24 protein-coding genes and 1 tRNA gene are annotated in these 22,649 nt (G+C 35.5%); 9 read left to right on the forward strand and 16 right to left on the reverse strand.

The annotated features are described in order from the left end of the window. Positions 1-128 precede the first annotated feature (128 nt). The gene (locus tag L1S35_RS01175) at positions 129-602 is read left to right on the forward strand and encodes an Lrp/AsnC family transcriptional regulator (RefSeq protein WP_236395890.1); all 474 of its coding nucleotides are present in this window, start codon (positions 129-131) and stop codon (positions 600-602) included. Here L1S35_RS01175 and argH read toward each other — a convergent pair. From argH to L1S35_RS01225, 10 genes are all read right to left on the reverse strand, one after another. Beyond that, positions 595-1,905 (reverse strand): argininosuccinate lyase, encoded by a 1,311-nt coding sequence (gene argH, locus L1S35_RS01180; RefSeq protein WP_236395891.1) that lies wholly within the window; start codon positions 1,903-1,905, stop codon positions 595-597. The genes L1S35_RS01175 and argH overlap by 8 nt on opposite strands. A 2-nt stretch (positions 1,906-1,907) precedes the next feature. Then, a complete protein-coding gene (locus L1S35_RS01185; protein WP_236395892.1) occupies positions 1,908-2,990 on the reverse strand; it encodes a M20 family metallo-hydrolase in 1,083 nt (360 codons plus the stop codon). Beyond that, positions 2,968-3,759 (reverse strand): acetylglutamate kinase, encoded by a 792-nt coding sequence (gene argB / locus L1S35_RS01190; protein WP_236395894.1) that lies wholly within the window; start codon positions 3,757-3,759, stop codon positions 2,968-2,970. The genes L1S35_RS01185 and argB overlap by 23 nt, the downstream gene beginning before the upstream one ends. Next, a complete protein-coding gene (locus tag L1S35_RS01195) occupies positions 3,746-4,705 on the reverse strand; it encodes an N-acetylornithine carbamoyltransferase (protein ID WP_236395896.1) in 960 nt (319 codons plus the stop codon). Before L1S35_RS01195 ends, argB begins: the two co-directional genes overlap by 14 nt. After that, positions 4,702-5,847, reverse strand: coding sequence for an aspartate aminotransferase family protein (locus L1S35_RS01200; protein ID WP_236395898.1), 1,146 nt, complete (start codon positions 5,845-5,847; stop codon positions 4,702-4,704). Before L1S35_RS01200 ends, L1S35_RS01195 begins: the two co-directional genes overlap by 4 nt. Positions 5,848-5,857: 10 nt before the next feature. After that, positions 5,858-6,832: an N-acetyl-gamma-glutamyl-phosphate reductase gene (gene argC, locus L1S35_RS01205; protein WP_236395900.1), complete on the reverse strand. Its 975-nt coding sequence runs from the start codon at positions 6,830-6,832 to the stop codon at positions 5,858-5,860. 2 nt (positions 6,833-6,834) lie between these two features. Continuing rightward, the gene (locus tag L1S35_RS01210) at positions 6,835-8,034 is read right to left on the reverse strand and encodes an argininosuccinate synthase (protein ID WP_370641036.1); all 1,200 of its coding nucleotides are present in this window, start codon (positions 8,032-8,034) and stop codon (positions 6,835-6,837) included. Then, entirely contained in the window at positions 8,009-8,587 is a 579-nt protein-coding gene (locus L1S35_RS01215; RefSeq protein WP_236395902.1) for a GNAT family N-acetyltransferase, read from the reverse strand. Before L1S35_RS01215 ends, L1S35_RS01210 begins: the two co-directional genes overlap by 26 nt. 231 nt (positions 8,588-8,818) lie before the next feature. Further along, the gene (era, locus tag L1S35_RS01220; protein ID WP_236395903.1) at positions 8,819-9,703 is read right to left on the reverse strand and encodes a GTPase Era; all 885 of its coding nucleotides are present in this window, start codon (positions 9,701-9,703) and stop codon (positions 8,819-8,821) included. A 59-nt stretch (positions 9,704-9,762) separates the two neighbouring features. After that, positions 9,763-9,835: transfer RNA gene (locus tag L1S35_RS01225), tRNA-Met, on the reverse strand. 154 nt (positions 9,836-9,989) lie between these two features. Between L1S35_RS01225 and L1S35_RS01230 the strand changes: the two genes are divergently transcribed. Continuing rightward, on the forward strand, positions 9,990-10,442 hold the full coding sequence (locus tag L1S35_RS01230) for a KTSC domain-containing protein (RefSeq protein WP_236395904.1): 453 nt from the start codon (positions 9,990-9,992) through the stop codon (positions 10,440-10,442). A 120-nt stretch (positions 10,443-10,562) separates the two neighbouring features. Here the strand turns inward: L1S35_RS01230 and L1S35_RS01235 are convergent, their stop codons facing one another. Then, positions 10,563-11,417 (reverse strand): leucine-rich repeat domain-containing protein, encoded by an 855-nt coding sequence (locus L1S35_RS01235; RefSeq protein ID WP_236395905.1) that lies wholly within the window; start codon positions 11,415-11,417, stop codon positions 10,563-10,565. A gap of 216 nt (positions 11,418-11,633) precedes the next feature. On the opposite strand from L1S35_RS01235, the gene L1S35_RS01240 reads away from it, so the two are divergent. The 6 genes from L1S35_RS01240 (at position 11,634) to L1S35_RS01265 (ending at position 15,798) form a co-directional block, all read left to right on the forward strand. Then, a complete protein-coding gene (locus L1S35_RS01240; RefSeq protein WP_236395906.1) occupies positions 11,634-12,116 on the forward strand; it encodes a DUF1761 domain-containing protein in 483 nt (160 codons plus the stop codon). Positions 12,117-12,175: 59 nt separating this feature from the next. Continuing rightward, positions 12,176-13,327: an 8-amino-7-oxononanoate synthase gene (locus L1S35_RS01245; protein WP_236395907.1), complete on the forward strand. Its 1,152-nt coding sequence runs from the start codon at positions 12,176-12,178 to the stop codon at positions 13,325-13,327. 149 nt (positions 13,328-13,476) lie between these two features. Continuing rightward, positions 13,477-14,559, forward strand: coding sequence for a helix-turn-helix domain-containing protein (locus tag L1S35_RS01250; protein ID WP_236395908.1), 1,083 nt, complete (start codon positions 13,477-13,479; stop codon positions 14,557-14,559). A gap of 119 nt (positions 14,560-14,678) precedes the next feature. After that, positions 14,679-15,026 carry a hypothetical protein gene (locus tag L1S35_RS01255; protein ID WP_236395909.1) on the forward strand — a complete coding sequence of 116 codons (348 nt, stop codon included), beginning with the start codon at positions 14,679-14,681 and terminating at the stop codon, positions 15,024-15,026. Positions 15,027-15,055: 29 nt separating this feature from the next. Continuing rightward, positions 15,056-15,544: a DoxX family protein gene (locus L1S35_RS01260; protein ID WP_236395911.1), complete on the forward strand. Its 489-nt coding sequence runs from the start codon at positions 15,056-15,058 to the stop codon at positions 15,542-15,544. After that, positions 15,541-15,798, forward strand: a complete 258-nt coding sequence (locus L1S35_RS01265; protein ID WP_236395913.1) for a hypothetical protein — start codon at positions 15,541-15,543, stop codon at positions 15,796-15,798. Before L1S35_RS01260 ends, L1S35_RS01265 begins: the two co-directional genes overlap by 4 nt. 129 nt (positions 15,799-15,927) lie before the next feature. On the opposite strand, the gene L1S35_RS01270 is transcribed toward L1S35_RS01265, so the two are convergent. Then, positions 15,928-17,838 (reverse strand): ABC-F family ATP-binding cassette domain-containing protein, encoded by a 1,911-nt coding sequence (locus L1S35_RS01270; protein ID WP_236395915.1) that lies wholly within the window; start codon positions 17,836-17,838, stop codon positions 15,928-15,930. 89 nt (positions 17,839-17,927) lie between these two features. On the opposite strand from L1S35_RS01270, the gene L1S35_RS01275 reads away from it, so the two are divergent. Then, the gene (locus tag L1S35_RS01275; RefSeq protein WP_236395917.1) at positions 17,928-18,311 is read left to right on the forward strand and encodes a DUF983 domain-containing protein; all 384 of its coding nucleotides are present in this window, start codon (positions 17,928-17,930) and stop codon (positions 18,309-18,311) included. Here L1S35_RS01275 and L1S35_RS01280 read toward each other — a convergent pair. The 4 genes from L1S35_RS01280 to porL form a co-directional block, all read right to left on the reverse strand. After that, a complete protein-coding gene (locus tag L1S35_RS01280; protein ID WP_236395919.1) occupies positions 18,301-19,344 on the reverse strand; it encodes an NAD(P)/FAD-dependent oxidoreductase in 1,044 nt (347 codons plus the stop codon). The genes L1S35_RS01275 and L1S35_RS01280 overlap by 11 nt on opposite strands. Positions 19,345-19,412: 68 nt before the next feature. Beyond that, the gene (gene porN / locus L1S35_RS01285; RefSeq protein WP_236395921.1) at positions 19,413-20,327 is read right to left on the reverse strand and encodes a type IX secretion system ring subunit PorN/GldN; all 915 of its coding nucleotides are present in this window, start codon (positions 20,325-20,327) and stop codon (positions 19,413-19,415) included. Between the two features lie 47 nt (positions 20,328-20,374). Beyond that, positions 20,375-21,925, reverse strand: a complete 1,551-nt coding sequence (porM, locus tag L1S35_RS01290) for a type IX secretion system motor protein PorM/GldM (protein WP_236395922.1) — start codon at positions 21,923-21,925, stop codon at positions 20,375-20,377. A gap of 56 nt (positions 21,926-21,981) precedes the next feature. Further along, positions 21,982-22,614, reverse strand: a complete 633-nt coding sequence (porL, locus tag L1S35_RS01295; protein ID WP_236395923.1) for a type IX secretion system motor protein PorL/GldL — start codon at positions 22,612-22,614, stop codon at positions 21,982-21,984. Positions 22,615-22,649 lie beyond the last annotated feature (35 nt).

Below are 22,649 nucleotides of genomic sequence, written 5' to 3' on the forward strand. Positions count from 1 at the left end.
TGAAAAGGGATAAGTCATTAAAAAAGTAAAATTAAACTACAAGTATACTTCCACTTTATTTTCTATAGGTTCCAAAATATTGTTATATCAATCAATTTAAGTTTATATTTGTTGTACAATACTAGCACATGAAACACCAATTAGACGCTAAAGACCTGGCCATATTAGAAATACTGCAACAGGATTCGACTATTTCGGTAAAAGAAATTGGAGAACGCGTTGGGCTTTCGTTTACGCCGACCTATGAAAGAATCAAAAATCTTGAGAAAGACAATGTGATACTGAAATATGTAGCCTTGGTGGATCGCTTTAAAATTGGGATGCAAATCGTCGTGTATTGTAATATCACGCTCAAAGAGCAATCCAAACAGGCATTGAGTGATTTCGAAAAAACCATTATTGCTATTCCTCAAGTGCAGGAAGTAATTAGTCTTTCGGGAAACTACGATTATATGCTTAAGATTATAGCCGAAGACATAACCTCTTACAATTCTTTTGTGGTTGATGTGATTTCGAATATTCCAAATATCGGCCAATACCACAGTAGCATTGTGTTAAATGAAGCCAAAAAAGAAACGGCTTACACTTTCCCGATTAAATAAACTGATCTTTAATTTCGTTAAAAGCAGCTGTTATCTGTTCGTTACCTAAATTGCCAATACTTCCAATATGATTGTGTTGTAAGTTGTAATTAGGCTCAAAAGAATCACTTTCAATAGCTAATCCGATATTTTTATAGGCTTCTCTAAACGGAATACCATCCAACACTTGTTGGTTTACATTTTCTACACTAAACATATAATCGTATTTCGAATCTTTGACAATATTGGTTTTGACTTCAATATGCTGCAACATAAAGTCGAACATGGTCAAACAATCCTTCAACGACTGAATTGCAGGAAACAAACCTTCTTTAGTCAGTTGAAAATCTCTGTGGTAACCTGAAGGCAAATTATTAGTCAGCAACGTCAGTTCATTTGGTAACGCCTGAATTCTGTTGGTTCGTGCTCTGATGATTTCAAAAACATCCGGATTCTTTTTGTGTGGCATAATACTGCTGCCTGTTGTCAATGCATTAGGAAAAGCAATAAAACCAAAATTCTGATTGAGATACAAACACATATCATAAGCGAATTTGCTCAAAGTAGCTGCAATTCCAGACATTGCCATAGCCAGGACTTTCTCTGATTTACCTCGCGTCATTTGGGCGTAAACAGAATTGACATTTAATGTTTTAAAACCTAACAAATCAGCTGTCAACTTTCTGTTTAAAGGAAACGAACTGCCATAACCTGCACCTGAACCTAACGGAGATTTATTGGTCACATTGTGAGCCGCCAATAATAGTTCCAAATCATCCACCAAACTTTCGGCATAAGCACCAAACCAAAGTCCAAATGACGACGGCATCGCAACTTGTAAATGTGTATACCCCGGAAGTAATGCGTTTTTGTGTTTATTACTTAATTGAATTAAGGTATTGAATAAAACTTCTGTCTGAACAACAATTTCTTTTATTTCCGACTTCAAATACAATTTCAAATCGGTCAACACCTGATCATTTCTCGAACGACCGCTGTGGATTTTCTTTCCGGTCTCGCCTATTCTTTGAATTAATAAATGCTCTACTTGAGAGTGAATATCTTCAATGCCTTCTTCAATGCTAAAATTTCCTTGAGCGATTTCGGCTAAAATATTTTTGAGTTCGATTTCTAAAACATTCCATTCATCCGAAGTTAACAAACCTATAGAATGCAACATTTCGCAATGCGCTAGTGAACCCAACACATCAAATTTCGCCAAAACATAATCAAAGGCGATATCATTTCCTACGGTAAACTTCTCGACTATTCCCGAATGTTCTTCGTTGTTGCTGGCTGTTTTCTGCCATATTTTGGTTGCCATAACTATAGAATTTGCGTTAAAACATTTTTATAAATCTCAATCGCTTCTTTGATTTCGTCCACATAAATAAATTCATCACTGCTGTGAGAACGAGTCGATAAACCCGGACCCATTTTGAGCGACGGGCAAGGAATTACCGCTTGATCGGAAGACGTTGGCGAACCGTAATAAGTTCTACCCAATTGCAATCCGGCTTGCACAAATGGATGCGTTAACGGTATCGAAGACGAATTCAATCGTAGCGAACGTGCTGTTACTTCACTTTGCACATTCTCTTTGATTATAGTAAAAACTTCTGTGTTGGTATATTGCTCTGTCGTTCGCACATCAACAGTAAACTGACAGCAATCTGGAACGACATTATGTTGTGATCCGCTATTGATAATGGTTACAGTCATTTTGATTTCGCCCAACAAATCGGATACTTTTTCGAACTTGTAATTGTTAAACCAATTGATATCTTGTATCGCATTTAAAATCGCATTGTCAGGATTTGGATGTGCGGCGTGTGACGATGTTCCTTTGGCTACACAATCTAAAACTAACAATCCTTTTTCGGCTATGGCCAAATTCATTTCCGTTGGTTCACCTACGATAGCAAAATCAATAGTTCCCAATTCATTGTAAATCGATTCAACACCATCGACACCTGAAATTTCTTCTTCGGCTGTGGCGGCTAGAACAATATTATATTTCAAATTAGGCTTATCCCAAAAATGCAAAAAAGTCGCTATCAAACTCACCAAAGCGCCACCGGCATCATTACTTCCTAAACCATACAATTTACCGTCTTTTTCAATTGGCTCAAATGGATTCAACGTATAACCTGCATTCGGTTTCACAGTATCGTGATGTGAATTGAGTAATATTGTTGGCTTTGTTTCATCATAAAACTGATTAAAAGCCCAAACATTATTCATCGCTCTGTGCGTTGGCACTCCAAAATCTTCCAAAAACTGTTGAATACAATCGGCGGTTTTGTCTTCGGCTTTGCTGAACGAAGGAATCGCAATCAGTTCTTTTAAAAGTGTGAAAGCCGATTGAAATAAATCAGTTGTAGTGTTATTGAATAGTTGTTCCTTCATGGGTTTTGTTGTTGATAAATCCTGTTATATTTTTGGCATTGATGATGCCTATTTTGCCAACTTTCTGATGCAATGCCTGAAAACAATTCTCCAATTTGGGCAACATGCCTTTGCTGATAATGCCTGCAGCTTTTAAAGTCTGAAACTTATTCCAATCCAACAATGGAATTACCGAATTATCGTCTTCGGGATGATACAAGACACCGTTCTTTTCAAAACAATAAATCAGCTGAGTGTCAAAAATTCCGGACAAACTCACAGCTATCGCATTAGCAATCGAATCGGCATTAGTATTTAATAATTGCCCGTTGCCATCATGGGTAATCGCACTAATCACCGGAGTAATTCCGAGATGGAGTAATTGTTTCAGAAAAACAACATTCACATCCTCAGCATTTACATCGCCTACGAATCCAAAGTCAATGGGCTCAGGATTTCGTTTAGTTGCCTGAATCAAATTGGCATCCGCACCCGATAATCCGATGCTGTTTCGTTTGTGCTTTTGTAATAAAGCCACAATGTTTTTATTGATATAACCGGCATAAACCATAGTTGCAATTTTTAAGGTTTGTTCATTGGTTACTCTTCTGCCATCAATCATTTCCTGCGGAATATTTAAATCGGTCGCCAAATCGGTTGCCAATTTACCTCCGCCGTGAATTAAAATAAATGGTTTATTAAGCGTGGCCAAAGCATAGACAAACTCCTTTAATTGCAGTTCGTCATCTATGATGTTTCCACCAATCTTAATGATGTTAAGCTTTTCCATTTCCTTTTACAATTTTTTCCAAAATAACTTGCGCCGCAAATGTTCTGTTGTTGGCTTGCTCGTAGATTAAGGAGTTCTCACTGTCTAAAACTTCATCGCTTACTTCCACATTTCTTCTTACCGGAAGACAATGCATGATTTTCGCGTTATTGGTTACTTTTAATTTTTCATTGGTCAGTAACCAATCTTCATTCACAGGTACTACTTGTCCGTAATCTTCAAAAGAAGACCAATTTTTTATATACACAAAATCGGCGTCCTGCAAAGCCTTTTGTTGGTTATGCTCGATGGTTGCTTTTTGGGTAAATTGGATGTCCAATTCATAGCCTTTCGGATGCGTAATAACAAATTCAAAATCCGTTTTGTTTATCCATTGCGCAAAAGAATTCCCCACAGCTTGTGGAATAGACTTGATATGCGGCGCCCAAGTGAGGACAACTTTTGGTTTTTTATTATTAGGTAAATGCTCGGCTATCGTAATACAATCGGCCAAACTCTGCAACGGATGCAAAGTCGCCGATTCTAAAGAAATCACCGGAACGGTTGCGTATTTTTCAAATAAAGAAAATACTTTTTCGGAAGTATCTTCAGCTTTGTTTGTCAAACCTGCGAAACATCTCAACCCTATGATATCACAATACTGACTCAATACATTCGCGGCATCTTTGATATGCTCGACTGTAGAACCATTCATGATGGCGCCATCTTCAAATTCCCAGGTCCATGCTTCCTGACCAGCATTTAAAACTATCGTGTTTAAACCTAAATTCTGTGCAGCTTTTTGAGTGCTCAATCTGGTTCTCAAACTTGAGTTTAGAAACACCAAACCAAGCGTTTTACCTTTGCCTAAATCGCTATTCAGTAATGGAGATTTCTTAATCGAAATGGCTTCATTGACCAAAGCGTCTATATCGGTAACATCATCGGCGGAGAAAAATCTTTTCATATCGTTACTAATTTAGTCTGTGAAATGGTTTTGAAGGCCTTAACAAACAAATCCAATTCGGCTTTGGTAATATTTAAAGCCGGAAGAATTCGCAACGTATTTGGACAAGATGCATTTCCGGTTAGGATTTTAAAATCAGTCAGCAGTTGGTTTCTGAATGGTGCGCAAGACGTTTTTAATTCGATGCCAAACATTAATCCTTGGTATCTGATTTCAGCGATACTTTCATCGTCTTTTAATTGTTCGAATAGATAATTACCGGCTTCAATCGCATTTTGCATTAATTTTTCCGATTCAATGACTTCCAAAACTGCTTTTGATGCAGCGCAAGCCAAATAATTTCCGCCAAAAGTCGTTCCGAGCAAACCGTGTTTGGCCTTAATCTCAGGTGAAATCAATACGCCGCCAACCGGAAATCCATTACCCATGCCTTTAGCAACCGTGATAATATCAGCTTTGACTTTGGCATGTTGGTGTGCAAAAAACTTGCCCGTTCTTCCGTAACCTGATTGGATTTCATCGCAAATAAAAACAGCCCCATTTTCGTCACATAGGCTTCTAATTTTTTGTAAAAAAGAAGCTTCCGGAATCTGAACACCGCCAACACCCTGAATACCTTCGATAATTACAGAGGAAATTTCATTGTTAACAAAAGCTTCCTCCAATAGTGTTGTGTTGTTGAAAGGCACAAAAATAAAATTGTCGGTTTCATTGACCGGCGCGATGATACTTTTGTTGTCGGTTGCTGCTACTGCAGCGGCAGTTCGTCCATGAAAAGCTTTGGTGAAGCAGATGTTCTTTTTTCTTCCGGTATGGAATGAGGCTAGTTTTATTGCATTTTCGTTGGCTTCGGCTCCCGAATTACACATAAAAAAATTATAATTGTTGTAACCGCTGATTTTCCCTAATAATTCGGCTACTTCTTCCTGAATTGGAATTTTAACCGAATTGGAATAAAAGCCAATATTTTGCAATTGTTGGGTCACTTTCTCCACATAAATAGGATGGCTGTGGCCAATAGAAATTACGGCATGACCACCGTATAAATCCAGGTATTTTTCGTTTTTGTCGGTCCAAACGTAACTGCCTTCCGCTTTCACGAAGTTCAGATCGAATAATGGATATACATCAAATAATTTCATCGTCTTTCTTTTAAAATGCTGAAGCTTTTAGTTTTAGTCCAAGCGTTGGCTCAAAGCCCAACATCAAATTCATGTTCTGCACCGCCTGACCGGAAGCGCCTTTTATCAAATTGTCAATCACCGAATGGATGACGATATGATCGCCTTCTTTTTCCAGGTGTAACAGACATTTGTTTGTATTCACCACTTGTTTCAAATCGATTGTATCTTTCGAAACGAATACAAAGGAATTGCCGCTGTAAAAATCTTCGTAAAGCGCTGTTAAAGCTGCCAAATCCAAAGTAGTTTGCAAAGTGGAACTCGTGAAAATTCCACGTGTAAAATCGCCACGCCAAGGCACAAATTCTAAATTGACTTTATGGTTGGTGTATTTTTCTAACGTATTACAAATTTCTGCCACATGCTGATGTGTCAAGGTTTTGTATGCTGAAATGTTATTCGCTCTCCATGTAAAATGCGTAGTTGACTGCAACGATTGTCCGGCACCTGTGGAACCTGTGATTCCTGTGGTGTAGACCGTTTGCAATAATTTGGCTTTCGCCAAAGGCAACAATGCCAATTGAATTGCTGTAGCAAAACACCCAGGATTGGCTATGTAATTGGCTGATTTTATGGCTTCTGAATTCACTTCGGGCAAACCATAAACAAATTCTCCTTTGCTAAAATCGCCTTCCAATCTGAAATCATTACCCAAATCGATGATTTTCACCTTGTCATTAATCGAATGACTTTCAATCCAGGTTTTGCTTTTCTTATGTGGCAAGCACAAAAACAAAACGTCAATATTATTCGAATATTCATTGGTGAAAATCAAATCGGTTTCACCAAACAAATCCGTATGTACGCTCGAAACCGCATTGCCTGCCTGACTTCTGCTTAGGGCAAAAGCAATTTCTGCTTTTGGATGGTTTAACAGCAATCGGATAAGTTCACCACCGGTATAACCTGCAGCTCCAACGATTCCGATTTTTATTTTGATTTCCATGATTATAATTTATTGGGATTGACTTGGTTGTAAATCGCCAAGGAATTGCTAATGATTTTAGAATATCCTTTTACATCTTCACCAGACCACGCTAAATTCATTTCACCATAGCTGCCGAATTTAGATGCCATCAAATCATTACTAGATTCGATACCGTTAAGCACAAATCTGTATGGCAAAAGCGTTACGGTTACCTTTCCATTAACTGTGCTTTGAGTGTTAGCAAAGAAAGTTTCAATATCACGCATCACAGGATCTAAAAACAAGCCTTCATGTAACCAGGTTCCATACCAATCGGCCAACTGACTTTTTAGGTTTAATTGGAATTTGGACAGCGTATGTTTCTCCAACAAATGATGCGCTTTCAAAATAATTAAAGCCGAAGCCGCTTCGAAACCAACTCTGCCTTTAATCCCGACAATCGTATCGCCAACGTGAATATCTCTACCAATCGCAAATGGTGCTGCCAATTGTTCTAAATATAAAATCGCTTCACTTGGATGCGAAAAATTTGTATTGTCTACGGCTACTAATTCGCCTTGTTTGAATTTTAACGTTATTTCAGTTTTATCGGCTTCTGTCTTTTCTAATTGCGATGGATAAGAAGTCTCTGGCAAGGAAAGATTAGAGGTCAAGGTTTCTTTTCCACCAACTGATGTCCCCCAAAGTCCTTTATTTATCGAATATAAGGCTTTGTCGAAGTTCATTTCGACATTCTTTGCTTTTAGGAAGTCAATTTCGGCTTCTCTTGACAATCTCAAATCTCTGATTGGTGTGATAATTTCGATATTCGGACACATTACTGAAAAAATCACATCAAAACGCACTTGGTCATTTCCGGCTCCAGTACTTCCGTGCGCAATCGCATCAGCATCTATATTTTTGGCATAAGCCGCAATAGATTTGGCCTGAATTGTTCTTTCGGCACTAACCGATAACGGATACGTATTGTTTTTTAAAACATTGCCGTAAATCAAATACTTGACACAAGTATCATAATAGGTTTGCACCGCATCGACACAAGTATAGGAATGAATACCTAATTCATAAGCGCGTTTCTCGATAGCACGGATATCCTCAACAGAAAAACCACCCGTATTGACCGTTACAGCATGGACTTCATATCCTTTTTCTTTTGACAGATACACCGCGCAAAAAGAAGTATCTAAACCTCCGCTAAATGCTAAAACTACTTTTTTCATTGGATTCATTTTGTTTTATATTTTCATTCTGATTGAATAACATGGCAGTACACAAACAGTTTTTCTTGTCTTTCGCCATTAATATTTCATAGTTGACACAACTTTTGCAACCGTTCCAGAAGTTCTCGTCTTGGGTCAATTCGGAATACGTTACCGGTTCGTAACCCAATTCACTATTGATTTTCATCACGGCCAAACCAGTTGTCAATCCAAATATTTTAGCATTCGGATATTTTTCTCTGGACAAGTTGAATATGGCTTGCTTTATTTTTCGGGCCAATCCCAATTTTCGGTATTGTGGCGCTACGATTAAGCCGGAATTGGCGACAAACTTTTCATGGCTCCAGGTTTCAATATAACAAAAGCCTGCCCATTCGTTGCTATCCGTTAAGGCAATTATTGCATTACCGTCTACAATCTTCTGACTCAAATAAGCAGCCGAACGCTTGGCAATTCCGGTGCCGCGTATTTGAGCCGAATGTTCCATTTCGTTAATTATGGCTTCACAAAAAATTAAATGCTGTGCGTTGCTCTGCACAATAGTAATAGTCATTTGCTTTCGAATTTTTGACAAATTTAAATTTTATTTCTTATAAAACAACATAAAAAAGATATTTTATCCTTTTAATAATATTTTATAGGATTTAAAATCTTATTTAAACAAGTTGCCGAAATGAATGGTAAGAAGGAAATGGGAAGAGGGAAGAGGGAAGAGGGAAAATAGAAAAGGGATAAAACATAATTTACTTATGCCTTATCCCTTTTCCCTTTCTTGTCTTGTTCTCTATTTCTGATTATAGCCAAATCGACGCAACTGAAACGCATTGCTTCTCCAGTCTTTATTGACTTTGACATATAATTCGATGTGGATTTGTTTTCCGAAGAACTTCTCTAAGTCTGCTCTTGCTTGCATTCCAACATTTTTTAAAGCAGCACCTTTGTGTCCAATTATGATTCCTTTTTGAGTATCACGTTCGACCATGATTACGGAACGGATGCGGATGATTTTTTCATCTTCCAGAAATTCTTCTGTTTCGATTTCGACTGCGTATGGAATTTCTTTATCGTAGTTTAAAAGTATTTTTTCGCGAATGGTTTCGTTTACAAAGAAACGTTCGGGTTTATCGGTCAAAGCATCTTTTGGATAATAAGCTGGCGATGCCGGAAGTAATTCTAAAATACGGGCAAAGACTTCTTTTACATTAAAATTCTCCAAAGCTGATATTGGGAAAATTTCTGCGTTTGGAACTTTGTCCTTCCACAAAGCAATTTGCTCTTCTAATTGTTCCTGGTTGGATTTGTCAATTTTGTTTAAAAGCAGCAAAACCGGAATCTTAGCGTGAATTATTTTATTGAAAAAGTCTTCATCTTTTAATTCTTTTTCGCCAATTTCCACCATATAAATCAATACATCGGCATCTTCGAAAGCGGATTTTACAAAATCCATCATCGATTTCTGCATCTCATAAGCCGGTTTGATGATTCCCGGTGTGTCTGATAGAACGACTTGAAAGTCTTCTCCATTTACAATTCCGAGTATTCTGTGACGTGTTGTTTGGGCTTTAGAGGTAATGATAGACAAGCGTTCCCCAACGAAGGCATTCATTAAGGTTGATTTTCCAACGTTTGGGTTTCCAATTATGTTTACGAAGCCTGCTTTGTGTTCCATTTAATGAGAATAAAAAAACCGAAAACTCAATTAGTGTTTTCGGTTTTTAGTTTACTTAGTAGCGGGAACAGGACTCGAACCTGTGACCTTCGGGTTATGAGCCCGACGAGCTGCCTACTGCTCTATCCCGCGCTGTTTCGAGTGCAAATATACAACGAAAATTGACACACACAAGATATTTAAAGTAAAAAATAATATAATTTTGAAATGAGAGCTTATATATCTAAAGTAAAGAACTACTTTTGCACGAAATTTAAAAAGCCCTAATCGGTTATATTCCAGCAAAATGAATACAAAAAAAATTATTGAATACAGAGCGTTACTTGGCGTAACCAAAACAGCTACTTTGAAAGAGTTGAAAACCATTTACAGAAACTGTATGAAGGATAGCCATCCGGATACAATTCAGGATGAAACCGAACGTTTGGCAGCAGAAGAGAAAAGTACAGAGATTATTGCGGCTTATCATTTTTTAGTAAGCATTGCGCCGGAAACTTTGGAAAAAGACAAAGCAGAATATACAAGAATCACATCAACTGTAAACCTTGCTGATTTTTATTATGAGAAAGGCGTACTCTATGTTACCTTTTTAGATGGAAGTTCGTTCGAGTATTTTGGTGTTTTAAGACCAATGTATATCAAGATGGTGAATGCGGAATCTCCGAGTCGTTTTGCCAGAAGGCATATTTATAACGACTATATTTACAGAAGCGCTTCAAAAATGGTGGCAGCTGAATAAAAGTTTATAAAGTTTATGAGGTTTATGAGGTTTATTAAGTTTATAAAATAAAAAAAGTCTTGATTTCTCAAGACTTTTTTTACTTATTTACCTAACAAAATTTATAAAAAACAAGAGTTATTATTCATCATTAGCAACTGCTGAGTTTTTATCGATACTCACTTTTAGCGTCGTAGCAACACCTTGCTCATTTACCATTGTCATATTTAAGGTATCCAGTTTAGCAAGGTTTCTGGAAACCAATCCATTGAACATATTATAAGAAATATTCATTTCTTTTAAGTTTCCTAATTTCTCTAAATCAAAAGGAACCTGACCATCCATTTTATTTTCAAATAAACTTAGCGTTTCCAATGAAGTTAGACTTGAAACTTCTTTTTCTAATTTACCTGTAAGTTTATTACTGTTTAACAATAAAACTTTTAACGATTTTAATTGATAATAAGAAGCCGGAATTTGACCTTCAATTTCGTTGTTGAATAAAGAAAGTGTTTCCAAATTTGTTAAATTTCCAACAGCTACAGGCAATTGACCTGTTAGTCTGTTCATGTGCATTTCAATTGATTTTAATTGAGTAGCACTTCCTAAAGCTTCCGGTAAAGCTCCTGACACCTGATTGAATGCAATATTCAGTTTGGTAAGGTTTTTTAAATTCCCAATAGAGGCAGGCAATACACCTGTAATATTGTTTCTGAAAAGATTCAAAACTTGCAGTGATGTTAAATCGCCTATTTCATTTGGAAGTTCTCCGTTAAGGTTATTATTAACCAATTTAATTGCGACAACTTTATCATTTTGGATTTCTACACCATACCAGGTTGATACTGGTGATTTTAAATCCCATTTGTTAATCCATTGTGATCCTTTGGTTGCCTTGTTTAGTTTAATTAAAGCATTTTTTTCGGTTGACGATATCTCTGCAAAAACTGATGCAGAAACAAAAAGTAACGCGACATAGGTAAAAATAGTTTTCATAACGTTTTATGATTTGAGGTTAAGACGAGGTAAAATTATAAGCATTATCGTTTAAAAACAAATAAAATCGACGAAATGCATTTATAACTTAATTTTTTATTAACTTATCTTACAAAATCAAATAAAATTCCTATTAAAATTGAATACTTTGCCAAAAAAAATGGATTTAAGAAATATTTTTTACATTTGATACACTAACCAATTAAACTTAAAATTATGAACATCAATTTTCTAGCATTATTACTTGCTGCTTTGTCAACACTGGTTGTTGGATTTATTTGGTATAATCCAAAAGTATTTGGAAACGTTTGGATGAAAGAAGCCGGATTATCTGAAGAAGACATGAAAGGCGCCAATATGGTTAAAATATTTGGCTTGTCGATTGTCTATGCTTTTCTGATTTCTTTTATTTTACAAATGTTAACGATTCATCAGTTTGGTGCCATGGGAATGATTGGAGGTGATCCTACCATTGCAAAACCATCTTATACTGCTTTTATGGCCGACTACGGAACAGCATTCAGAACGTTCAAACATGGTGCGTTACATGGTTTTATGACAGCACTTTTTTTGGTTTTCCCATTAATTGGAACCGGAGCTTTGTATGAAAGAAGAAGTTTCAAATATGTAATGGTAACCAGTGGATTTTGGGCGGTTTGTTTCACGATTATGGGTGGAATAATCTGTATGATGCAGTAATTTAACATTCATTTATAACTAAATCGCTCTACATTTGTAGGGCGATTTTTTTTAGCTTTTTGGAAACAACTACCTATAAAATATATTCTTCTATTTCACAACTTCCTGATTCCTGGGATCAAGTTGCGTTTGACAATGCTTTTTTGCAAACGCCTTATCTGAAAGTTTTAGAAGAATCGGCGCCAACCAATATGCAGTGTTTCTATATTGGTATTTTCAAAGAATCGGAACTTATTGGAGTAGCATTAGCACAATACCTTAATTTGAATAAATTAGAATCTTTTGGTGAAAGAGATAAATGTTTTAAAACTTATGCCCGAAATTTTGTTTTTAAAAACTTTGCTTCGCATGCTTTGTTTCTAGGTAACAATATGATAACCGGACAAAACGGCTATGTTTTCAATAAAAAAATTGATTTAAAAACGGTAGCCGAAATATTAAATGAATGTGCCAAAGAAATTAAGTGCTACTTCAAAAAGCAACATATAAAAATTCACATTGTTTCCTTTAAGGACTTTTATCAGAATTGTGCTGTTGAACTTAAGAAATCCTCATTTTCTAAAATGTATGAGTTCAACACACAACCCAATATGATTTTTGAATTGGATAAAAGTTGGAAAACAAATGACGATTATGTCGCGGCTTTTTCTAAAAAATACCGTGACCAATACAAACGCGCTCACAAAAAAATTGAAGGAATCACAACGCGGGAATTATCATTGGAAGAAATCCTGTATAATGAAGAACGTATTTACGAATTGTATCATCACGTTGCCCGAAACGCGCCTTTCAACACTTTCTTTTTAGCCAAAAATCATTTCTCATCTTTTAAAAAACAATGTGGTAATAGATTTATTCTCGTTGGGTATTTTTTAAATAATGAGTTAGTTGGTTTCCATACATTGTTGCTCAACGGAACTACGTTAGAAACATATTTCTTAGGTTATGATGAGCAAATTCAAAAAGAAAAAATGCTTTATTTGAATATGTTGTACAACATGACAAAATATGGTATTGAGAATCAATTCAAAGAAATAATCTTTGGAAGAACTGCGCTGGAAATCAAAAGTTCTATTGGCGCTCAACCGGTTCTAATGTCCGGTTTTATTTATCATAGCAATAAATTGATTGACAAGTATTTTGATAAGATATTCCCAAAATTAGAACCAACATTAGTTTGGCAGCAACGACATCCTTTTAAAAACTCCTAAACTTTCCTATCTTTAAGCAAATTTGATGTATGCTTTTTCAGTTTGGTTTTTATAGTTCGCTCCTACTAATTACCTTTTCACAAGGTATCATTTATAGTATTTTGCTTTTGTTAAAAGCTATTCGGACTGAAACAAATTCAAATTATTGGTTGAGCTTTTTCATTTTTTTATGTAGTTTATTTGTCGCACCATGGATGTTAGGTTTTGCAGGTTGGTATGACAATCAGCCTTATCGGGATTTCTTATTCTACACACCATTTCAACATTTGTTTTTTATTGGTCCGGTAATTTACTTCTATACGCAAAGTCTGCTGAATCCTTCTTTTCGTTTGACCAAGAGAAATTTTCTTCATCTGATTCCCGGCATTTTATACTTACTGTATGCAGTATTTATGTGGGTTTATGACAAGTATATTTTTCAGGATTATTATTTCTACAAAGATGGAATCGATAAAGATTTTGATACTTGGTATCACAATATAGGTTTGATTTCGATGACTATTTACTTTGTTGCTTCCATCCGTTATTACAATTTGTATCGCAAATTGATGTTTCAAGTAGTAAGTTATGCCGACAGTGTTTTATTCAAATGGATTAAAACATATCTATATAGTTTTTTAGTAATGCTGTCGCTAACTATTTTGTTCGATATTGCCAGTGTCTTTTTCCCGGAATTGAATTCCTATAAAGGCAGCTGGTGGTTTTTCCTGTTCTTTTCTATTATCATGTATTATATAGCAATTACCGGTTATGCTAATCCTATTATAACCAAAATTCCATTTGAAGTTTCAATGTTTGACAAGAAACCTGTTTTGCTTTTATCGGATACATTTAATTCCGAAGCCGCTGTTATTGATATTGAACACGAAGTTTTTGAAGCGGAAAACTCTGCCGAAATAGAAAGCTGGAAAGCTAAAATTGAAAGCTTAATCAAATCGCAAGCACTTTATCAAAATCAGGAATTGACCTTAACCGATATTGCCAAGAAATTAGACACCAATGCGGCAGTAATTTCTAAAGCAATCAATCAGGGTTTTCAGATGAACTTCAACGACTTCATAAACAACTACCGAATTGAAGCCGTAAAAACCAGCTTCGAAAAAGGTGAACATAAAAAATCAACCCTACTCGGAATAGCTTTTGATTGCGGTTTTAACTCCAAAGCTACTTTCAACAGAGCTTTCAAAAAAAACACAGGCCTTTCTCCAAAAGAGTTTATTGAAAAGCTCTAATTACTTTATTCGCAATACTTCCCGAATAGTTATTACTTAGTCTCAAATCATAATTTGAAGCGATTGACTTTGTTTTATAGTGCAATTTTGCCTCAGTAATAATCACTAAAACTTCAATTATGAAAAAATGCATTTTAACTGTAGCACTAACTTTTTTATTCTTTTCCTGTGGAAGCCTGACATCAAACACAACGATTAAACCCAATGACAGTTTTATATTAGGCAAAAATGATCATGGAACTTTCAAAGTAAAATTAAAAAACGTTTCTAAAAACAATATCGAAATCCATCATGAACCAAATAATGGTGGTCGTCATTCATTTCAACAAGTAAAACCAAACGAATTGGTTACAGTGAAAATTGATAAGAATACGGCCTTAGTTTTCGCCAATCAATCAAAAGACACAGCTTCTGTTGATTTAAAAGTTACTGGCGATATCGGATTATCTATGGGTTACAAAAACTAATTCTATTTCGACAACTAAGATAAACATTCATGAAAATTTTAAAACAAATTACAAAACCGATTTTATTACCACATTGTTCACAAGATTTGCTGCTGGCCATTCCAAGAATTGTTTGCGGCTTTCTTTTAACTTACAGTTTTGGCGCTGCTAAATTTGGCTTGCCTTGGTCGCCCGCGGATAATAACTTAGGCTTCTTCGAAGTGGCCTTTTGGTTTCCAAATGATGTAGCCGCTTATGTTGGTATATTTGCCATTGCCCCAGCGTTCTTTGCCTGGATGGGTGCATTTAGCGAAGCCGTTGGTGGTATCTTTTTACTGCTAGGCTTTCAAACCCGAATCGCTTCCTTCTTAATAATGAGTACGATGTTAGTTGCTATTTTTATGCAACAAATCAATAACGGCATGTGGAATTGCCTTCCGGCTATGGGATTTTTATGGGTTGGAGTATTCTATATGATTCTTGGTTCCGGAAGATTTGGCATTGATTATTTAGTAACCCGTGAAAGAATTTCACTATGAAAACTATTATAAAAACAACCATGCTTCTTATTCTCATGACTGGTTGTGTTCAGAAATCATACAAACGATTGGTTGTAGTTACTCTGGATGTTTCAAAAGTCAAGGATGTGCAATCGGTTGGTATTCGCGGTGAAGGAAAACCATTAAGTTGGGAAAGCGATTATCCTATGCAGGAAGTGGTAAAAGACAGTTTGTATAAAGCTATAATAACCATAAACACAGGTTATCTTTTGCTGAAGGAAAATGTACCGTAAACGGAGATTTTGAGTTAAAAGACAAACCCAACAGACGCATCTATTTTGATGTTAAAAAAGATACCACTTATGTCAATTTGGTTTTTGACAAAGAATAAAAAAAGAGTTCCTAATAGGAACTCTTTTTTGTTATAAAGAATCAATCTCGCCCTGTACAACTTCCCATTCTTCGAGCAGTTTATCCAGCTCTTGTTTTTTCTTATTGTATGCCATAAAGAAATTAGCATCTTCAACATGCTTGTTATAGTTTGAAGCTAAGGCTTTGTCATCTGCCTGAATGTCTTTTTCTAATTGCTGAATTTGACTTTCTACTTTACTCAAACGGTTTTGCAGTGATTTACTTTTCTTTTGATCTTCATAAGAAACATTTTTGTTTTCCTTATTTGAATTCGAAGTAACGACTACATCTTTCTTTTCTATTTCACGCATGCTTTGTGCGTTACGCTGTTCTAAGAAAAAGTTGATGTCGCCTAGATATTCTTTTATTTTTTGGTCTTTAAATTCGTAAACAATATTCGACATTCCTTGTAGAAAATCTCTGTCGTGCGAAACTAACAATAAAGTGCCTTCGTATTTTTTTAATGCGGCTTTCAATACATTTTTAGATTTGATGTCCAAGTGATTCGTTGGTTCATCCATTACCAAAACATTGATTGGCTGCAGCAACAATTTGCACAATGCCAAACGATTTCTTTCTCCACCGGAAAGTACTTTTACTTTTTTCTCCACATCATCACCACGAAACAAAAAAGAACCAAGCATATCTCTAACTTTAGAACGATTGGTATCGGTAGCTGCATTAATCATGGTTTCTAATAACGTAATTTCGCCATCTAAATATTCGGCCTGATTTTGGGCAAAATAACCCAACTGCACATTGTGTCCCAGTTTTATCGAACCCTGATATTTAAATTCGTTAACGATGGCTTTCATAAAAGTTGATTTTCCCTGACCATTCTGACCTACGAAAGCAATTTTAGAACCGCGTTCAACCAAAAGCGAAATATCTTTTAAAATCGTTTTATCTCCGTAAGCTTTAGTTACATGTTCTGCCTCAATCACAACTCTTCCCGGAGTTTGGGAAACCGGAAATGAAATATTCATTACCGAGTTATCATCTTCGTCCACTTCGATGCGTTCTACTTTATCCAGCTTTTTGATAAGCGATTGCGCCATCGATGCTTTTGATGCTTTCGCTCTGAACTTTTCGATTAACTTCTCTGTTTCTTCAATTTTCTTGGCTTGATTTTTTTTTGTAGCCAATTGCTTTTCGCGAATTTCTTCACGCAAAACTAAGTATTGTGAATAGGGTTTGTTGTAGTCGTAGGCTTTGCCTAATGAGATTTCAATCGTACGATTCGTTACATTATCCAAAAACATTTTATCGTGCGAAACAATTACCACTACGCCTGGAAAGTTTCTCAGAAATCCTTCCAGCCAAATGATACTCTCGATATCCAAGTGATTCGTTGGCTCATCAAGCAATAGAATATCATTCGATTGCAGTAATAATTTGGCCAACTCTATTCGCATTCTCCAACCACCGGAAAAAGTATCGGTTTGGTTGTTAAAATCTTCTCTTTTGAAACCTAATCCCAATAATATTTTTTCGGTATCCCCAACATAATTATAGCCGCCCAGTAATTCAAAACGATGTGTATAATCGGATAAATCTTCTATAATCTGACTATATGCTTCGCTTTCATAATCGGTTCTTGAGACCAATTGATTGTTGATGTTTTCTAACTTTTTTTCGACAGCTTTTATCTCTGTGAAAGCTTCATAAGCTTCTTCAAGTACAGTTCTTCCATGTTCAAAATCGATGTCCTGACGAAGAAAGCCCATTTTAATTTCCTTTTCGGTTGCAATCTGACCTGAATCGGGTTTGAAATCGCCTGCAAGAATTTTTAACATCGTCGATTTTCCGGCGCCGTTTTTCCCAACAAGTCCTACTCTGTCGCCTGAGCCTAATCGAAAAGTTACCTCTTCAAAAAGATAGGTACCACCAAAAGAAACAGATAAGTTATGGATATTTAACATAGAGAAAAAGAATAGTATATTAGTATTAAAACCTGCTTTCGGTTTACCTTTGCAGAACCGAAATGGAAATAAAATTAAAATTTTTGCAAATGTTAAAAAAAGGATCCAAACTAAATAGTATTTTAACAGGAACTTGTCCTAGATGCCAAGAAGAAAGTATGTATGTTGATAAAAATCCATACAACTTACCAAAGATTTTTGAAATGCACGAGAATTGTAGCCACTGTGGTTTACATTATCAAATAGAGCCTTCCTTTTTTTATGGGGCGATGTATGTAAATTATGGACTGACTGTTATGGTTGGAGTCGCGGCATTTATCATTTCAAAAGTCCTTTTGGGATTAGCATTAACTCCATCATTTATCAGCATTATTTTAACACTGATTGTTTTAATGCCGATTAACTCAAGATTAGCCCGGAATATTTATATCAATATGTTTGTGAGTTTTGACAAAGATGCTGTTAAGAAATAGCATATCTTTTTATATCGATTGTCTTATCTAATGGTTTTCCGTTTTCGATAAAGTCGTATAAATCTAAAGCCAATGTTGGTGCCAGCATTACACCTCGGGTTCCCAGGCCATTTAAAATATGAAGGTTTGCGTATTTTGGGTGCGTACCAAGTAATGGTTTTCTGTCCTTTACTGTTGGTCTTACGCCTGCAAAATGCTCTACAATTTCAAAATCACAGTTTAGAATCTCATTTATTCTATCTATCAGTTCTTGTCTGCCTTCTTCAGTAGGCGAGTTTGTTTTATCTTCCCAATTATAGGTTGCGCCAACCTTGAACAGATTATTACCTAATGGCAAAATAAAAACATTTGTATTTATAATTACATCCAAGTCTAAATCGGCAGCTCTGATGATAAATAATTCTCCTTTAGTTCCGTCAAGCGGTAAATAATTAAAAAAAGGGTTTGAATGCATTCCAAATCCTTCAGCGAAGACAATGCATTTGGTTTTTATGCTTTTATATTCAATAGAATCGTCAAACGTTTTGATTTCTGTATAATCAAAAGTTTCAGAAATCAATAAATCCAAACTCCTCAGATAGGCGTGATAATTAGTAAGCAACGCAATTGTATCAACATAACCCGTTTGCAGGACTTCTCCGTATCCAAATGGAGCATCAATACCTACATATTTTTTGTGAACTATAGCTGTTGAAAGAAATGGTGCTAAATTAGGTTTATCTGAGGCTGCAAACCAATTGTTTTGTTCTTCTACCGAAAAGAACTTTCTGTAAATTGGAATTTTAAAATCAAATTGAACCTTGAACTTTTCTTCTATCGTTCGATAAAATTCTGATGCTATTTCAAGTTGGGCATTTGCATTCCATACCTGGCTAAATCTTTTTAAAATAACCGGATTGTACAATCCACCAGCGATGCTGCTTGAATTTTGTGATTTATTATCAAAGACTATAAATGATTTATTATGCTGCAAAAGGGTTTCTGCAAAAGCGATGCCTGCCAATCCTGAGCCAACAATAATGTAATCTTTCATCCTGTTTATACCTAAAAAAAACTCTCACCATAAAGATGAGAGTTTTATATTTTATTATGAAATATTTCTTAGTAATTCCACATGTCAGATTCGAAACTACGAATCTTTTCTTTTACTCTTTCAGATTCCAAAAGCTGTGCCTGTGAATTGTCCTTCATGTATTGCTGAATTTCTCTATCACCATAAACATTTTCTTCTTTGTAAATCTCGCCGTTAAATCTTCGGGAGTTTAACAAATGGTCAAACGTGATTGGCATTGCAGAATTCTTATCATTAAAGGCCTTCGACTCATGCAGTATATCTCTTACTGTAGGGAAGTAAACCCAGAACAAATCAATTACATCGGCTTTTTCATTCCCGGCATCTCTTGCTTCAGGAGTAACCGGACACAAAGCTAACAATCTGTATTTCAACTCACCTTGACGTTTGTCAAAATACCAATAACCTTTGATTTTGTAGCCTGAAATATAACTGGCGTCCAATTCTTTTTTATTGATATACTGTGGGTCTAAAACTTTAGCTCCACTTTTATAATCATCATAGTAGTTATTTATTTCATCTTTCCCCATATCGGTAGTATCGATATAAGTAAATGAAGATTCCATATCCTTAAACGTTTTCTTAATATTGAAATAATCATCAGTATATACTTCTGTTATTTTACCACTCTTGATGTTTTTTACAAGTACATCGAAGAGTGATCTTCTTTCTTTACCAACGAAAGCCGTATCGATAGGATAATACAAAGGAAAATTAATTCTCTCATCAACGTCAATAAACTCCCAAATGGTTTTACCCATTAAGACATCCCTGTCATGAACATAACCATAAGGTAATGGTTTGTCGTTGTCAGAAATTAACTGTGCAGGTGTTTTCTTTCCAATCTCATCTGGAGTTTTAGAATTCAACAAGTTTGCCTGAGCATAAGTTGAAGCACTCATTGCTACTGCAAAAATTACTGATAAAAGATTTTTAATTTTCATAATTTATAATATAAGTTATTTAAGTAGGTTTCTCTCAACTTAAATTATTATTGTATTTCGTAAATAACCGGTGCAGCATCTTTAGGGATAATTCCTGAAGCTCCAACAATTTTTGTTTTAATATCAAAAATAGATATTTGGTCACCTTTTGATGCTCTTGCTAAAGCCGCTTTACATTTTCCATCAACTTTACTACCGTTAACAATAACAGCTGCTTGTCCAGGAACTTTGAAACTAAAACGAGTTACTTCATATTTTAAATCATAAACGAAGTCTTGAAGCTCAGCAGTAATATTTGAAACCTCTAAACGAGATTTAGCTCCTTTTTGAACTCCTGTAACTCCACCAATTGCACCAGCCGGAGCAGGGATGTTTTTGATTCTAAATACTTTCTTATCTGATACTTTAGATTTGTCCGGTAATTCACCAGTTACACTAACGGTAACTTCAGTTCCACTTCCAGGGCTAAGATTATATTGTCCAGGCTTAGCACCTTTTGTCATACCAGGAGCAGAAGCAGAAACTTTATTATCAGTAATACCGGCAAATGAAATAGTCATTGGGTTTGGTAAACCTCTGTACACTACGTTCATTTTATCAGCAGATATATTTGCTGAATTAGGTTTAGGTACTACTACATAGTTTCCTTTGATTGGTAAGCTTACAACTTTTCCTCCTTCGTCGAAGTTGAAAGAACCGGTAATTTCATGTTCTCCAACTGCACCAGCACCAAAAGAGAAGTCTGCCTGACCCGCTTTAGCAGGAACACTGACTCCGTTTACGATAACTGATTTTGCAACCAAGTTCGGGTCAAATTTACCTAAGATAATTTTACCTTTTACGGCTTCTCCCTGAAAGAAAGCTGTTTTTTCAGGAACAACAATTGGTTGGTACGCTGTTAATGAAGCAGCTGCCACAAGGTCTGATTGGAACATACCTGCAATAATATCGCTTTCAGTAGTTTTAATGTCAGCCTGTAATTGAGATAATTTTGTAATCGTTGCGATAAGTGGGAATCCTTTGAAGTTATAATCTAACCAATTCAAAGTAGCTCCAGCACTTTTAGATTTTACTGGTTCAGCAGCAAATCTTTTTTGGATTTTTTTCAATTCCGGCTCAGATATTGAGCTTCCTCCGATTTGTTTAACTTTCTCAACAAAATTCTTCATTCTATCAAGGAACTCTTGACCTGATTTTGACGGTTTATCACCTTCAAACCATTTCTCGTCAACTTTGTCTCCTTTATCCATAGCTTCGAAAGGTAAGTTCCCGTCTTCGTTTCTTGGATATTCTTTTGTAAACTCAGTTTTAATATCCTCTATATACGTGCTATATTCTTTACAAAGTGCTCTTATTTTTTCTACCTTTTCCTTTTTAGCACCAAATTGTAACGGCTGATCTTGAGCTTTTTGAGCTAACTGTTGGAATGATGAATCATTTCTAACATCAGCAATACCATTTGACTCAATAATTTTATTATTCAAGATTCCAAAAGCCGATAGTACTTCTTTGGACATATTTAATGCTAACATTGCGATGAAAACCAGATACATCAGGTTAATCATCTTCTGTCTAGGGGTTAATTTTCCTCCTGCCATTTTTTCTAATTAGTTTAAATTATTATTTTGTTTAAAATATATAGTTAAAAAACTAATTATCCTTTGTTACTCATTGCAGAAAGCATTCCTCCATATACATTATTCAATGTAGAAAGATTTGAAGTAAGGCTTTGCATTTGATCTTTTAATTTTAAGTTGTTTTCAGCAACCTCATCGTTAATTTTTGCGTTTCTTTCGGCGCTTTGTAATTGAACTTGGTATAAACCATTCAAAGTTTCTAATTGAGAAGCTGCTTTAGTCATTTCTTCTGCATATTTTTTTGTTGATGCAACAGAATCGACTGTAGGAGAAATTGCTTTTGCTGCACCTTCGAAGTTTCTGATGCTAGCTCCTAAACTTTCCATTAATTGTCCATCAATTTTAGCTTCTTTCAACATATTGTCTAATTTTTGAGACAATAAACCTTGTGCTTCTTTTGGATCTTCTTTTTTACCTTTTTCTTTTGCTTCACCACCGGCTAATTCTGGATAAACTAATGACCAGTCTAATTCTTTATCTACTGGATCGAAAGCTGACAGACCAAAAATCAATGCCTCAGTTCCTAATCCTACGATAAGCATCAAACTTGCGCCTGGCCAGTGCATCAATTTAAATAATGCTCCAATAATTACAACTGCAGCTCCCATCCCGTACGCGAAATTCATTGCTTTTTTGCTTAAAAATGCCATAATAATAAAATTTTAGTTAGTTAGTTTTTAATTTA

The organism is Flavobacterium anseongense (assembly GCF_021608185.1).
GTDB lineage: Bacteria > Bacteroidota > Bacteroidia > Flavobacteriales > Flavobacteriaceae > Flavobacterium > Flavobacterium anseongense.